At 34.5% G+C, this 14,228-nt stretch carries 14 protein-coding genes and 1 pseudogene; 6 read left to right on the top strand and 9 right to left on the bottom strand.

The features are described from left to right. Window positions 1–253: 253 nt before the first annotated feature. Window positions 254–979, bottom strand: coding sequence for a siderophore-interacting protein (locus KO509_RS14775; protein ID WP_215974044.1), 726 nt, complete (start codon window positions 977–979; stop codon window positions 254–256). A 42-nt stretch (window positions 980–1,021) separates the two neighbouring features. After that, window positions 1,022–1,477, bottom strand: coding sequence for a DUF2798 domain-containing protein (locus KO509_RS14770; protein ID WP_215974043.1), 456 nt, complete (start codon window positions 1,475–1,477; stop codon window positions 1,022–1,024). A gap of 103 nt (window positions 1,478–1,580) precedes the next feature. Here KO509_RS14770 and KO509_RS14765 point away from each other — a divergent pair, with 103 nt between their 5' ends. Continuing rightward, entirely contained in the window at window positions 1,581–2,009 is a 429-nt protein-coding gene (locus tag KO509_RS14765; protein WP_215974042.1) for a MarR family transcriptional regulator, read from the top strand. A 74-nt stretch (window positions 2,010–2,083) separates the two neighbouring features. Here KO509_RS14765 and KO509_RS14760 read toward each other — a convergent pair whose 3' ends face one another. After that, window positions 2,084–2,944 (bottom strand): AraC family transcriptional regulator, encoded by an 861-nt coding sequence (locus tag KO509_RS14760; RefSeq protein WP_215974041.1) that lies wholly within the window; start codon window positions 2,942–2,944, stop codon window positions 2,084–2,086. Between the two features lie 143 nt (window positions 2,945–3,087). Here KO509_RS14760 and grxC point away from each other — a divergent pair, with 143 nt between their 5' ends. Then, entirely contained in the window at window positions 3,088–3,345 is a 258-nt protein-coding gene (grxC, locus tag KO509_RS14755) for a glutaredoxin 3 (RefSeq protein ID WP_215974040.1), read from the top strand. 53 nt (window positions 3,346–3,398) lie between these two features. After that, window positions 3,399–3,881 carry a DUF417 family protein gene (locus tag KO509_RS14750; protein ID WP_215974039.1) on the top strand — a complete coding sequence of 161 codons (483 nt, stop codon included), beginning with the start codon at window positions 3,399–3,401 and terminating at the stop codon, window positions 3,879–3,881. A 104-nt stretch (window positions 3,882–3,985) separates the two neighbouring features. On the opposite strand, the gene KO509_RS14745 is transcribed toward KO509_RS14750, so the two are convergent. From KO509_RS14745 to KO509_RS14720, 6 genes are all read right to left on the bottom strand, one after another. Then, window positions 3,986–5,242, bottom strand: a complete 1,257-nt coding sequence (locus KO509_RS14745; RefSeq protein WP_215974038.1) for a valine--pyruvate transaminase — start codon at window positions 5,240–5,242, stop codon at window positions 3,986–3,988. A gap of 175 nt (window positions 5,243–5,417) precedes the next feature. Then, on the bottom strand, window positions 5,418–6,656 hold the full coding sequence (locus KO509_RS14740; RefSeq protein WP_215974037.1) for a tyrosine-type recombinase/integrase: 1,239 nt from the start codon (window positions 6,654–6,656) through the stop codon (window positions 5,418–5,420). A gap of 205 nt (window positions 6,657–6,861) precedes the next feature. After that, entirely contained in the window at window positions 6,862–8,088 is a 1,227-nt protein-coding gene (locus KO509_RS14735) for an HDOD domain-containing protein (protein ID WP_215974036.1), read from the bottom strand. A gap of 92 nt (window positions 8,089–8,180) precedes the next feature. Then, a complete protein-coding gene (locus tag KO509_RS14730) occupies window positions 8,181–9,434 on the bottom strand; it encodes an ectonucleotide pyrophosphatase/phosphodiesterase (protein WP_215974035.1) in 1,254 nt (417 codons plus the stop codon). Window positions 9,435–9,484: 50 nt separating this feature from the next. Beyond that, window positions 9,485–10,042, bottom strand: coding sequence for a phosphoribosyltransferase family protein (locus tag KO509_RS14725; protein ID WP_215974034.1), 558 nt, complete (start codon window positions 10,040–10,042; stop codon window positions 9,485–9,487). Between the two features lie 316 nt (window positions 10,043–10,358). Further along, a complete protein-coding gene (locus tag KO509_RS14720; protein ID WP_215974033.1) occupies window positions 10,359–11,168 on the bottom strand; it encodes a sulfite exporter TauE/SafE family protein in 810 nt (269 codons plus the stop codon). Window positions 11,169–11,541: 373 nt separating this feature from the next. Here KO509_RS14720 and KO509_RS14715 point away from each other — a divergent pair, with 373 nt between their 5' ends. The 3 genes and pseudogenes from KO509_RS14715 to KO509_RS18125 form a co-directional block, all read left to right on the top strand. Further along, window positions 11,542–12,522, top strand: coding sequence for a DUF1852 domain-containing protein (locus KO509_RS14715; RefSeq protein WP_215974032.1), 981 nt, complete (start codon window positions 11,542–11,544; stop codon window positions 12,520–12,522). A gap of 100 nt (window positions 12,523–12,622) precedes the next feature. Beyond that, on the top strand, window positions 12,623–13,666 hold the full coding sequence (locus KO509_RS14710) for a methionine synthase (RefSeq protein WP_215974031.1): 1,044 nt from the start codon (window positions 12,623–12,625) through the stop codon (window positions 13,664–13,666). A gap of 410 nt (window positions 13,667–14,076) precedes the next feature. Further along, window positions 14,077–14,228 (top strand): annotated as a pseudogene (locus KO509_RS18125) (transposase); the annotation flags it as partial.

The raw sequence follows: 14,228 nt of genomic DNA, 5'->3' as shown, positions 1-14,228 counted from the left end.
TTATTTATTTAATAATTAGAACAAAGAGTTATTGAAATAAATGTCTTTTATTTAGTGATTTTTTCTACGTATAAAATTGTTCACTTAATTAATGAAACTGGTATAAATATAAATATTCTGCCATTATTATCATTTATTTTTAAGCAATAAAATAGTTAGTTACTATCATATTAAGTGATACCACTATGGTTCTTGTAGGTCGCTATTTTCAAGTTTTACTGATAAATACCGAAAATATTAGGTACAACCTTAATTATCTTTTCTGATTCCAGTATGCACTAGCATAAAGTGTTGACTTATCATACTCACAATTATTGATTAAATAGCTTTTTAATTGTTTTACAACACTTGCTTCAGCAGCGATAAATATAGCAGTATCATTCAAATGATTACTTTGTGATTTAAGCCCATCTAAAAAATCTTCAGTTAACTTGTTTGGCGTTACCAACCAATGAATGTTTATCCCTTTCGGAGTTATTAATGTTTGCTTGTCTTGCTTATCAGGAATTTGTATATAAGCATGTCCAATGGCATTTTCAGGTAATTTTTCCAAAGTTGCAGCAATGGCAGGTAAGGCTGTGATGTCACCAAAAAAAAGATGTTGCTTAGCATTGATATCAAGGTGCTTTACATCTCCTGGCCCTGCTATGCCAAGATAATCTCCTGCTTTGGCTTCAAGCGCCCAATTAGTTGCTAAGCCTTGATGATCATTTACCGCAAAATCAATGGTTAGTGCTAAATTCTGCTTATCAAAAGATCTAACTGTATAAGAGCGCATAAATTTCTTAAAGCCGAAATATAAACCCAATTTAGGTTTGTTGCTACTTGAATTAGGATTAGGGAAAATAGCTTTAACATGAGCACTTTCTTTGTCTTCAGGGAAATCACTCAGTGATTCACCAGTTAAGGTAATTCTTTTCATATGCGGGGATAAATCATCTACCGATAATACTTGTGTCATACGCATTGTAGGTCCCATAATATCTTCCTATTTTTATCTATTAATTTATTAATCAATTGTTTAAGCAGGTACTTTTGCTATGTACCCTTCAAGTTTTGGTTTTATGAACAAAGTCATTACCAGTGACAGCGTAAGCCCAACAGGTAATGCAAAAAGTAAGCTATTAAAAAATAACTGTGAAAACTGAACTGAAGACTCGTAGCTGCCATTTTTAACCGTAAGAACTACTGCTATAATCGACTCCATTATTATCGCCATTGAAATACCTTGAAAAAGATTCTTTTGTAAAGATGACCAAGCAAGACAGTATTGATTTATAAGCTTATTGATACCGATAAATAGAACGCCACCAACGGGGAGCAAAACAACCAACGCAAAAATAAATGAATTAACCCATGTATTAATAAAAGGTTGAGCAGGTGAAAGATTGACCAATGTCATAATCGCCGTAATAGTCCCAACCATAAAAAGCATGATTAAAAACATAACAAATAGGTTTTTCAATTTAAGTTGCATAACAGTACCCAATAAAATATAGTTGATAAGGTCTACTATATTTTATTTTGGTTGATAATGTCAACTAATTTTTGATCTATACTGAATTTATCCGGGAGAGCCCATGGAATTAAGTGAAGCAATTTTTGGTTTAGTACACGCTGTGCGCAATAATATGAAGCAAGAAATAAAGCTATTATCAATTGATTTAGCGCCAATGCACCTGAAGTCGTTAAAAGTGATATCAATAATTGATAATTGCACAGGACAAAAATTAGCTGATTTCATGGGGCGAGATAAAGCCCAAATTAATAGATTAATTAAAGAGTTAGTTAGCCAAGAATTGATTACTAAAATTGATAATGAAAATGATAAACGTAGCCATCTATTAAAGTTATCTATTAAGGGAGATAAAATAATTGAGTTATTTAAAATCGCCGAAAAACGAGTATTCAATAAAATGGCAAACGACATTTCGCCAGAAAAAATTGATGATTTTATCCAGTTAACCCAAATACTGCAAAGTAACCTTAATCCTAAGAGCATTGAATAGGAATTAAAAGTTAACATTGAAGAGATAATAATATTGAGTATTAGAAATGTTTGCTTGAGGCTTTACAGCTAATACTAATTTTTATTTTTTTGAGTTCGAAATTGTTTTGGTGTCATCCCAACGTATTTATTAAAGGTTTTGGTGAATGCACGCTCTGATTCATATCCCACAGATAATGCAATATCATCAATAAAGAGCGAGGTATTAGCAATCATCTCCTTAGACTTTTGAATACGTAAATTAGATAAATAACTAAATATAGTTTGTCCAACAAGTGATGAAAAACGTTTAGCAAATGCTGCTCTCGACATTCCCACGTTTGCAGCTAAGGTTTCAATCGTCCAAGGTTGTTCGAATGAACTATGTATTAGCTCTAGCGCTTTTGTAATACGTTTATCACGCAGCGCATGAAAAAATGAATGTTCTTCTTGTCGTCCAAAGTTGATTCTTATTAACTCAACTAATACAACTTCAGTTAACTTATTTACAATGATCTCGTTACCCGGACTTTGTGACATATATTCAGAGCTTAATTGATTAAATGTACTTTTGAGCCATGTATGTTTCTCAATTTCCTCTTCACGCACAATGGTTACTTGCTCAAATATATTACTCAGTGGACTTAATTCGTCATGCTGAAATGAACAGTCTCCACATAATAATAATGTTGTATTCTCATACGAAAGTGCCTGACCGATAGGCGGTTCACTAGACAGCGTATGATCAATTCCAGGTCCCAAAAATATTAAGTCACCTGCACCCAACTGCTCTACTCTATCCCCAATTGTCACCCAACATGCACCACGCTTAATTAAATGAAAGCTTGCTGTGGTTTTATTTTTGAATTCTTTTGTCCAGGGTGATTCTATTTGGCTACAAAAGTAGACGCTACCTCTGACTCGTAATGAAGTCAAAATATCGCTGAGTATTTCCATAGGTTTATCTAAATACATCATTAAAAAATTAATTGTAGACGATTAGTGTACAAAGTAAAGACTTTCGCACATTGTTGGGATTTTAATAACCGTCATAATAGACTCATCATAACGACATAGCAAAAAAACTACAGAGGTATCTGATGAGTAAAATAGAAATTTATAGCAAAGGCTACTGCCCATATTGTAAACAAGCAAAAGCTACCTTAGCTAGCCTAGGTCTTCAATACCAAGAGTATGAAGTAACTAACAGTAAAGCACTTCAATTAGAAATGCGAGAACGCAGCCAACGAACCACTGTTCCGCAAATTTTTATTGATAACCAGCACATTGGCGGTGCCGATGATTTTCATAAAGCGCTAAGAAGTGGTGCGCTAAACAAATTTTTACAGCAACACTAAAATAATTATTAAATAAAAAAACTAATACGTAGATATTAAAAAAGGAATAAATAATGAACACAACAACTATACATCACAACACACAAGGTCGCGCAGAAAGTATTACAAAAATCGGTGAAAATACAATACGATTCTCAATAGCTTTGGTACTTATTTGGATTGGTGCAATGAAGTTTAGTGCCTACGAAGCGGGTGCAATTGAAGGATTAGTAGCGTCAAGCCCACTTACATCATGGCTTTATAGCGTATTTAGTTTACAAGGTGCTTCTAATTTTATTGGCACTGTTGAAATTGTCACAGCTGTCGCGCTTTTATTAACACCATTAAATCGTATCGTTGGTATTGTGGGCAGTTTAGGTGCAATCGCAACATTTGCAGTAACGTCAAGTCTATTATTAACAGCACCCGTTTGGGAAGCTTCTTTAGGCGGTTTTCCAGCACTAAATGTAGTACCTGGGCAGTTTTTGGTTAAAGATTTAGTTTTATTAGCTTCATCTGTTTGGCTACTAGGTAAAGCACTAAGTGTTAAAAAGTAAGTTACTATTTTGATTCAACTCTAACATAATAGTTTTATTAAAAGCCAGCGACTAATCGTTGGCTTTTTGTGCTCTACATCCGGTCCTAAATATGAATAAGCCTACTATATCCCTTGGTAAGCCTTCATAACTTCTTCTGAAATAATTTGAATGCCCTGCTTTACTTGTAGTTCAGGTTGAACATAAGAAACACGTAAACATTCACGTTTATGAGACCATTCATCATCAATTCCAACAAAAAAATCATCGCCTGGTACGACTAAAACACCACGTATTTTAAGGCGTTGGTACAACTCATGACTTGTTATTGGTAAGTCTTTAAACCATAACCAAAGAAAAATTGCACCTTCAGGCTTATGTATTCGATACGGCAGGTTTCCAAGATATTGACGAAACCAGTTAGCCGCTTTGTTAGCGCGCTCTTGATAAAAAGGTTTAATGTAATCTTGCGTGATAGAAACAATTTCACCGGTTTTAAATAACTCTTTAGCTAATGCTGGGCCAAGTGAACCACAAGATAAGTTAACAATGGTATTTACATTAGTATATTTTTCAATAACCTCTTCATTGGCAATAACAATTCCTGTACGTAAACCAGGTAAACCCATTTTTGAAAGGCTAAGGGTTAAAATTGTATTTTGATTCCAGTGAGGTGTTGCTTCGGTAAAAATGATATTTGGAAAAGGGAGACCATAAGCACCATCAATAATCAGTGGTATATTCTTTTCTTTAGCTAATTCATCTAAATGATTGATTTCATCATCAGTAAGTACATTTCCTGTTGGGTTAGCAGGTCTAGAAACACACATTGCCGCGGTTTTGTCAGACAATGCTAACGTTGAAAAGTCTACATGGTATTTAAATAAGTTATCATCTAACAGTTCAATTGATGGTCTAGTTGCTGTAAAGAAGTTTTCATTTACTCCAATATCTTTATACCCTATATATTCTGGAGACAAAGGTAAATGAATGGAATGGTAATCGCCATTTGGCATAGAGCCAGCAAACATATTATATAAAATGAAAAAAGCTGATTGGCTACCATTAGAAATTGCAATGTTATTGTGGTTAAGATCCCAACCAAATTGTTTTTTCAAAAAACTAGCCACTGCGACACGAAACTCTTTGTCTCCTTGTGGAGACTGATAAACGCCTAATATACTTTGTCTTTTTATAGGATCAGCTAAAAGTGATTCTAATTTTTGTTGGAATACTTTTTCAACTTCAGGTAACTGACCTGGATTTCCTCCTCCCATAAATATCATATTGGGATTTTCATCAAGGGCATTGCCTATATCATCCATTAATCCGACTATGCCGGATTTTTGGGTAAATTTTTGTCCAAATTTAGAGAGTTTCACAAGTAAAAAGTTCCTATTAATACAGTAACGATATAAATCAGATAATTAATTAAACTGAATGATGGTAACAAGTATGACTGAGCCTGAATAGCTATCCAATAATGCTTGTTAAAAACGAACGAGTATACCCTTGAATTAACTTGCAAGTTGAGCGGTAAAATTATACCAATAACGATTAATCCACCTTTCTTTTCTTACCACTTTCAGCTCTTTTCTTATTCTCTGACTGTACATAAATTGTATCGGTTGTGCCCATACTGGCATGGCCTAAATCTTCTGATAGATCTTTCAGTGCTCTACCACGCTCAATTTCCATACTCGCGCCAGTGTGTCTAAGCCAATGCGTGGTTGCTTCTTTAAGTTTTACCGCTCGGTCTTCACCTTCAGCTTGTTTCATTCGTGTAAAGGCATGATCGAATATATCTTGTACTAACCGTCGTAAATGCCTTGTTGTCATGCCACCTTGGCCACGTATTTTTTCAACTAAAACATTATTATCACCGCTGGTAGGTAAGCCAGAAAGACCTCTATATAAACGATACCGTTGTAAAAAGGGAATAAAATCAGAGGGAACGGTTATATCACGCAACTTTCTTCCTTTACCAAATACTTTTAACCACCAGTTTTCGTCTTCATCTTGCCAGAAATGTCCCATTGTTGGAGACCAATTATCTCGCTCTGATAACTCTGAAATTCTCAAAAACAAAGTCTTTAAGCTAGCGATTACAAATAAATTTCGCTCATATATTGGATCTTCATCAGCAAGTTCAATAGCAGTATCTAATAAGTATTGCCACTGTAAGCTTGAGAGTCGTTTAATTTCTTTAACTTGGGTGTCAAAGATGAAATGCTTACAATCTTTTTTAGCAATCTGCGCTGGGTTGCCATAACAAAACTCTTCACCCATTAAGTAATTATAAAATACAATAACGGCTGTGAATGTTGAGGTTAAGGTTTGTTGTGACGGACGATATTTCTTTTTATCAATTTCCTTTATTGTCTGGCTTTTAGCCGCTTGTATTTTAAATGGTCGCCATATTTCATTAATAGTAAAGTAACTATTTTGTAGCTTAAAACGCTCTTGATTACTGGTGCCAATCCAATTTATTGCTGGCTTCCAACAAAAATCTGCATAAGTAAGAATATCTGATTTACGTAATTCATCTATCGGTGTTTTATTTTCTAAAAATGACCATAATAAAAATTTTTCAACTTCATTTCTAAACCTATCAAAGGTATGTGCTGATTTATTTCTACCGGTGTATTTTAGAAACTCCTTGCCCCATTCCCAATGAACTTTACACCAAGATGGTAGTGTATTGATAAAGTCATCTAATTCTGGATAGTTTTCAAACGTAAAATCGCACAATTCGATATAAGTGGGAAATAATGGTACAGGTATTGTTTTAGACATGAATACATAATGAGAGGAAACTTTGATATATTCTAATTAGCCTCAGCTATTATGTCCAATACTAAAGAGAAATAATGAGTTCAAATAGGTTGTTGGATGCCTTGCTAATTCATTAATATAACTGAATTTTTACAAGGCAATATTAGAAAGTGGTTAAGGCGGTAAAGCAATAAACTGAAGGCCTTTTACCTTATAAGCATTAACTTTAAATATCGAGATCACTACACCATTGACTCGCTTTTAAAAACTCAGCTTGTACAACGTCTTTGTCTAATGAGTACTGATTTAAAATATTCGTTAAGGTTTTATCAATAGTTACCTGTTCGTGACCTAAAATATAACTCGTTGTTAAATCGAGTAACTGGCCCAATAAACCTTCATGCTTCACTAAAGCCCTTTCAATTGGCTCTGCTAAAGGCATCGTTTTTACAATTTCAGAAATAGGCATAGATAACATTACTTCAATAGAGCTAAGTAATCCGGTGATAAAAGCAAAGTCACTAACCGGTTTAAAGGTATCATTATTACTTAATGAGTACATCATTTTCGCGGTTATCAATGCTTGTTTACATACTTCATCGGTCGTGTCAGATGTTAGATTAGACAATGCAAGAATAGAAACAAAGTGTCTTAGTTTTTCTTCGCCTAAATAAGCCGCCGCTTGTTTCAATGATGTTATTTTAACGCGAGTACCTGTAGCAACATTATTAACTAATTTCAATAAACCAACGGTTAAGTTTACATCGTGACTAATAATCTCTGCTACGCTGTCATAGTTAAGTGGTGAATTAAAGGTTTCACTTAACAAATGTAGCATTTGAGTTTTTATTGGTGCAAGTGTTTGCCCTTTAATAATTTCAGGCTCGTGATAAAAATAACCTTGAAAATAATCAAAGCCCACTTCAGCAAGTGTTTGTTGTTGATTTCTTGTTTCTACTTTCTCTGCCGCAATGGCAATATTAAATGCTCTCATGCGAGTAACAGCAGGTAATAAACGTTTAGTATTGATTTTTTCAATATCAACTTTAACAATATTAATGTATGGAAAAAGTACATCCCAATGCAGTGCTAAATCATATTGCGTTAGTGCAATCATATAACCTTCGTCATGATAAAACTTGATTATTTTTAGTAGCTTGTTAGTTGGTTTTTCATGACCTACTAGCTCTATTACTATAGAGTCTTTATCAAACATCAAGGGGAATTTATGAATTAGGCAGTTTTCGGTGAAATTAATAAATGACAGCTTGCCCATACTAATTGTTTTAATATCACCATGAATATGATTTTGAATAATCAACTTAGAGCTGGCAATATCATGATCAACTTCGGGGAATTTATTATCAGGACTGTCTCTAAACAATAGCTCATAACCAATAGTTTCTGAAGTATCGTTAAAAATTGCTTGTCTCGCGATATAAGTATTTTTCATTGCACTACATTATTATTGTCTTTTCCTTGATCTCAAGACTAACATTACTACATGAAATTGCTAGTAAAAATAACATACTATTAACTTTTTATTTATTTTTTCATAATAAGTGGCATTAGCACTTCCTTATTACCATCAATCGTTGATATTTCTTTGAGATTTAACAATTCTCTCATAAAGGAAAAAATATGTATGTTTTCAAACGGTTCCACCTCAATTCCTTTTGCGATATTCGCGCCTGAAGCGATGAATATTCCAGCTAAACTTTTTTGGGTTTTTGGATCATAACCATGAGTACCAGTAATTGTTAATTTTTTGTTATATTTCTCCTTAACAAAGGTTGCAGGAGGAATTGCTTCAATAATAATGTCTGGCACAAGCGTAATATCTTTAGCTAAATGCCAATGCTCAGGATAACTTCCTTTAGCGTACAATTGATAAAGACTAGACTGCTGCTGTACTAATTTTAGTTTTAAGTTCTCAATTACTTGTAACTGTTCTGCTGGCTGCTTTAATTTTAACGGGTTAAAATAAAGAAATTGTTGGGTATCGTTACTTGCAACAATAATAGCGCCCGATTTAATAAGTTTAATCGTTTCTTGATCAAACACCATTGATGGTTTTATCGCTTTATTCTTGTCAACTTGTATCATGCCATGATCTGACACAATAATAAGATTTACCTCTTGGTCTATATCATTTGCTAATGTTGAAACGAACTCTCCCAACAGCTTATCAATGTCAGCAATAGCCTTCGCAACCTGCTTCGACCTAGGGCCATAATGATGCCCTGCACTATCGACTGTTGAGAAGTAACTAGCAATAAAATGAGGTCGCTCTGCTTGCGGCAGCTCTAACCACTTAATTATTTGTGTAAACCGCGCTTTATTTGAATCTTTTTTATTGAACGGAACATTATAGGTCGGTGTTTTTCCAATAACTTCTGATTCCGGCCAAAAATATACAGCGGCTTTAATATCTTGTTGCATTGCAACGTACCAAAAAGGCTCGGCTGTTAACCATGCAGGGTTATTTTTTCCCGCACCTTTTACGTATTTCTCACCTAATGTAGGATTGTAAAAATTATTATTACTAATGCCATGGTTGATAGGGTAAGAGCCGGTAATAATCGACAAGTGATTAGGAAATGTCTTACTCGGATATACAGGAAGCAGTTCGGCAACAGTACCAGACTTAGCTAAAGCAAGCAGATTGGCTGGTTTATGTTGTTCAAGGTATTCATATGAAAAACCATCAATTGATAACAAAATTACAGTAGGTTTTTCAGATTTACTGTAAACTGAGCAGGAAAGTAGTAATGCTACTAAGCAAGAAAGAAAACGCATTCGGTTATTTCCTATGTAATTTAGTTATCAATTTAATTAACGAAAAAAGCCTAAAACAGGTCTTTAATATTCGCTAAGTCTGATTTGTTTTTAGCAATTTCTTCTGGTGTTAAACCAGATAATTCATGCGGGAAGACTAACCATTCGTCAGATTCATAAACAAAGTAATCAGGCGTAATATCTACTTGTTTATTATTAGGCTTATACCAAGGGCAAGCAATTCGCACATCCGTTGGCATATTATTTCTCATTGTTAATTTCAATTTTGCAATAAGCGCTTTAATACTACGACCAGAATCAAAAACATCATCTACAATTAACAAGGCATCATCTGCATTGGCATTTTCAATAATATAATGTAAACCGTGAACCGTAATATCTTTACTTTGTTTATTAATACCGTAATAAGAAGAGGTACGCACAGCAATATGATCCGTATCGATTTTTTTATAATCAAAGTATTCTTGAACAGCGATACCAATTGGAGCACCACCACGCCAAATACCAACAATAAATTGTGGTCTAAAGCCATCTTCATATACTTTTGCTGCTAATCGGAATGAATCTTCTAGTAACTCTTGTGCCGTAATATATTTCTTATCCATCAATAATAACCCTAACTTTTAATTTTGAGTATTATAACGCGATTATTCAGGTTTTAAAATTATTTGTCTAATTAGTCAGGTTTTTATTTTACTCTTAATATTTGGCACTTATCGCGTAATGGAAAATAATTTATACATATAGATTGTTACATCGTTATTACACGGTTATTTCATTAACTATTTTACTAAATTTAAACCTAACAATTCATCCCTATAGTTATTTAACTGCTGCCATTATCAATGGGTAAATTCATAAAAAGGATAAATTAATGATGAATCACAGCAGAAAAAATCAATAAGAGCGCACTTGTAGCACCTATTAGATAATCATATTTGCAGCCATGACTAACAATAAACCTGCGAATATTTTCTTGATCGTTGAAACAGGTAAATAATGAGTAGATTTGGCACCTAATGGGGCCGTAAACCAAGAAGTACAAACAATACCTAATAGGGCCGGTAAATAAACAAAGCCAGCAAAACCATCTGCTAAAGCAAAATGAACACTCCCTGAGCTGATATAACCGATTGAACCAAATAATGCGATAACAATGCCACAAGCAGAGGCACAACCGATCGCTTTTTTCATATCAATAGAGAAAAACGTTAACAACGGCACTAAAAGCGCCCCGCCACCAATACCTATCATGGCTGATAATGCGCCAGTAATCGTAGTAAAAAAGGTTAACAAGCCTTTATTTGGCATTTTACGCTCAGTTGGTGAACCACTTTTCGTACTGCTGTAAAACATCTTTATCGCAATAAGTACCACACTAACAGCAAACACGATACGAACAATTTTTTCTGGCAATAATGCAGCCATAAAGCCACTAATAAGCGCACCAAGAGCTACACCTGTCATTATCCAAGGGGCTAAGTGCCATGGAACATTACCATTTTTATGATGAGCAATTGCTGATGAAGTCGATGTAAATAATATCGATGCCAAAGAAGTCGCTACCGCAACAATAACCACTTGCTCAGGTGGTATTATTTCAAAATGTAGTAAAAAAACACTCAAAATCGGAACAATAACTAACCCACCGCCAATACCTAATAGTCCAGCTAAAAAACCAACAACACTGCCTAATAACGCGCAGTATGTAATTAACAATAATAAATCACTCATTCAGTTCACTTCTTAATATAATCAAAGGGTTATTTCGCTACATAAAATGTAGTTATGTTTGCAGTAGGCGAAATAATATAACTGACAACACCTAAAACATTCAATTATATAGGCCATGAATTTTTCTCATAGGGCATGTGAAATAAATGCGCTTTTCATCACTTACTAATCCACGTATAAATTACCCAGCGCTTAACACTGATTGATATTTCAAATGACTATTAATTAGTTAACAAGGCAGCAAACGCTACAAACTTTGAAGACAACAGATCTTGATAATTTCTCACTGATTAAAGCAGAAAGTAAATTAACAAGTCTGGCAACAGCGAACATAAATTAGGTTTTAAATTAGACAATTGGATACTAGATCACAATGAATAACGACTTCACATTTACTATTAAAAGCATTTGTCTTGATGAAGACTATCAACCATCAGACAATACCCGTATCACTACTAATTTTGCTAACTTAGCAAGAGGAAGCTACCGTCAAGCAAACTTGCGCAATGCTTTAAAAATGATTGACAATAGTTTTAATGCGTTAGCACATTGGGATAACCCAAAAGCTGATCGTTACTCGGTTGAACTTGAAATTGTGTCAGTTAATGTTGATATTGAAGGCAGCGGTCAAACCTTCCCTTCTATTGAAGTATTAAAAACAAATATTGTTGATCATAAAACTAATAAACGTATTGAAGGCATTGTAGGAAATAACTTTTCGTCATATGTTCGCGACTATGACTTTAGCGTTTTACTGCAAGAACATAATAAAAATCAAACCAAATTTAGCATTCCAGAAAATTTTGGTGTTTTACATGGTAAGTTATTTCAATCTTTTATTAATTCAGAAGCTTACAACGATAACTTTACTAAAAAACCTGTAATCTGTATCAGTGTTTCTGATAATAAAACGTATCACCAAACTGAAAATCAGCATCCCGTATTAGGTGTTGAATATCAACCCAATGAAACATCATTAACTGAGCAATATTTCAAAAAAATGGGCTTGCAGGTACGTTATTTTATGCCGCCAAATAGTGTTGCACCATTAGCTTTTTACTTCTTTGGTGACTTACTTAATGATTACACCAGTCTTGAGCTTATAAGCACAATCAGCACTATGGGTACTTTCCAAAAAATTTATCGACCTGAAATTTACAATGCAAATGCGGTTGCAGGAAAGTCGTATCAACCAAATTTAAAGAACCTAGACCATTCCTTAACGCAAATTGTTTACGATCGAGAAGAACGTAGCCAGTTAGCTAGTGAGCAAGGAAAATTTGCTGAAGAACACTTTATCAAACCTTATCAAACGGTGCTTGAGCAATGGTCTGCTAACGTTAACTATGCTTAAAAATATAGTTAATCATTACGTTGATATATACATTAAGCAAAAATTGAACAGCTAAGTTAAATACTTAGCTTAATAACACACATATAAGACATTATTTATTATGAAAGCCCTTTTTAACAAAACCATTTTACCTACTTCAACGGCAGGCAGCTTACCTAAACCAGCTTGGCTCGCAGAGCCTGAAACACTTTGGTCGCCTTGGAAATTACAAGGTGACGAATTAGCCGAAGGAAAGCACGATGCCTTACGCTTATCGTTATTAGATCAACAACAAGCAGGCATTGATATTGTTAGCGATGGTGAACAAACCCGCCAACATTTTGTTACTACCTTTATTGAACACCTTAATGGCGTTGATTTTGAGCAACGCAAAACGGTTAAAATTCGCGATCGCTATGACGCGAGTGTACCAACAGTGGTAGGCCCAGTTTCTCGTCAAAAGTCTGTTTTTGTTGAAGACGCTAAGTTTTTACGTAAGCAAACCAATCAACCAATTAAATGGGCGTTGCCAGGTCCTATGACCATGATAGACACCCTTTATGATGATCATTATAAAAGTCGTGAAAAACTTGCCTGGGAATTCGCCATTATTCTTAATCAAGAAGCCAAAGAATTAGAAGCAGCGGGTGTTGATATAATTCAATTTGATGAACCTGCATTTAATGTGTTTTTTGATGAAGTTAATGCTTGGGGAATCGCCTGCTTAGAACGCGCCATTGAAGGACTTAAATGTGAAACAGCTGTGCATATTTGCTACGGCTACGGCATAAAAGCTAATACCGATTGGAAAAAAACCTTGGGATCTGAATGGCGACAGTATGAAGAAGCTTTTCCTAAGCTGCAAAAATCTAAAATTGATATTATCTCACTAGAATGTCACAACTCTCATGTGCCAATGGATCTACTTGAACTTATTCGTGGTAAAAAGGTGATGGTAGGTGCAATTGATGTTGCTAGCCATACTATTGAAACACCAGAGGAAGTTGCCGACACCTTACGTAAAGCGTTGCAATTTGTAGACGCCGACAAGCTTTATCCTTGTACTAACTGTGGCATGGCTCCCCTACCTCACCACATCGCTAGCGGAAAATTGAATGCGTTAAGTGCAGGTGCAGAAATCATCCGTAAAGAGCTAACTGCTTAGCCTATTGCCCTACCCTTATTTATTAAATGGCAGCGGCTTCTGGCCGCTGGAAACTAAAGAACATAGTTACAAATTCCATGTTCTATGTTCTTTAGTCTATTTTCTTGAAATTCTCTTTAGTTAGCTCAAAAGGCGCTAAATATCCTTCTTCAATAATGACATCAACTCAAAACTCTTAACCCATTAATCAATTTATTTTATCCTTAAAATGTTATCTGCTTAGCGCTGTAAGTTAAGTAAGTAAAATTAAAAAAAAATAAAAATAGAATAAAAATAGGAAGAAAAAATAAAAATAGAATAAAAATAGGAAGAAAAAATAAAAATAGAATAAAAATAGGACACCCATACTTTCTTGAATAAATAAGAACTCCTGACTATGTTTATAAAGTAAACACGTAAGGAGTTTGATTATGACACAATCTCGCCGTCAGCAAGTTTCATTACAAGACACCCGTTACTATCACCTAATCTCTCGTTGTGTGCGCCGCGCTTACCTGTGTGGTAAGGATGCTTATAGCAAACAAAGCTTTGAACATCGTCGTCAATGGATGGTCGATAGAAT

The sequence above is a fragment of the Colwellia sp. C2M11 genome (assembly GCF_018860915.1).
Taxonomy (GTDB): domain Bacteria; phylum Pseudomonadota; class Gammaproteobacteria; order Enterobacterales; family Alteromonadaceae; genus Colwellia.
The sequence above is the reverse complement of the archived record's forward strand: the minus strand, read 5'-3'. Positions and strand labels throughout refer to the sequence as shown.

What these genes read in the sequence shown, in the direction of transcription:
- KO509_RS14730 (WP_215974035.1), bottom strand. Translation starts at nt 9,434, where the DNA reads ATGCGTTTTCTTTCTTGCTTAGTAGCATTACTACTTTCCTGCTCAGTT.
- KO509_RS14720 (WP_215974033.1), bottom strand. Translation starts at nt 11,168, where the DNA reads ATGAGTGATTTATTATTGTTAATTACATACTGCGCGTTATTAGGCAGT.
- KO509_RS14770 (WP_215974043.1), bottom strand. Translation starts at nt 1,477, where the DNA reads ATGCAACTTAAATTGAAAAACCTATTTGTTATGTTTTTAATCATGCTT.
- KO509_RS14750 (WP_215974039.1), top strand. Translation starts at nt 3,399, where the DNA reads ATGAACACAACAACTATACATCACAACACACAAGGTCGCGCAGAAAGT.
- KO509_RS14775 (WP_215974044.1), bottom strand. Translation starts at nt 979, where the DNA reads ATGGGACCTACAATGCGTATGACACAAGTATTATCGGTAGATGATTTA.
- KO509_RS14735 (WP_215974036.1), bottom strand. Translation starts at nt 8,088, where the DNA reads ATGAAAAATACTTATATCGCGAGACAAGCAATTTTTAACGATACTTCA.
- KO509_RS14715 (WP_215974032.1), top strand. Translation starts at nt 11,542, where the DNA reads ATGAATAACGACTTCACATTTACTATTAAAAGCATTTGTCTTGATGAA.
- KO509_RS14765 (WP_215974042.1), top strand. Translation starts at nt 1,581, where the DNA reads ATGGAATTAAGTGAAGCAATTTTTGGTTTAGTACACGCTGTGCGCAAT.
- KO509_RS14760 (WP_215974041.1), bottom strand. Translation starts at nt 2,944, where the DNA reads ATGGAAATACTCAGCGATATTTTGACTTCATTACGAGTCAGAGGTAGC.
- grxC (WP_215974040.1), top strand. Translation starts at nt 3,088, where the DNA reads ATGAGTAAAATAGAAATTTATAGCAAAGGCTACTGCCCATATTGTAAA.
- KO509_RS14710 (WP_215974031.1), top strand. Translation starts at nt 12,623, where the DNA reads ATGAAAGCCCTTTTTAACAAAACCATTTTACCTACTTCAACGGCAGGC.
- KO509_RS14740 (WP_215974037.1), bottom strand. Translation starts at nt 6,656, where the DNA reads ATGTCTAAAACAATACCTGTACCATTATTTCCCACTTATATCGAATTG.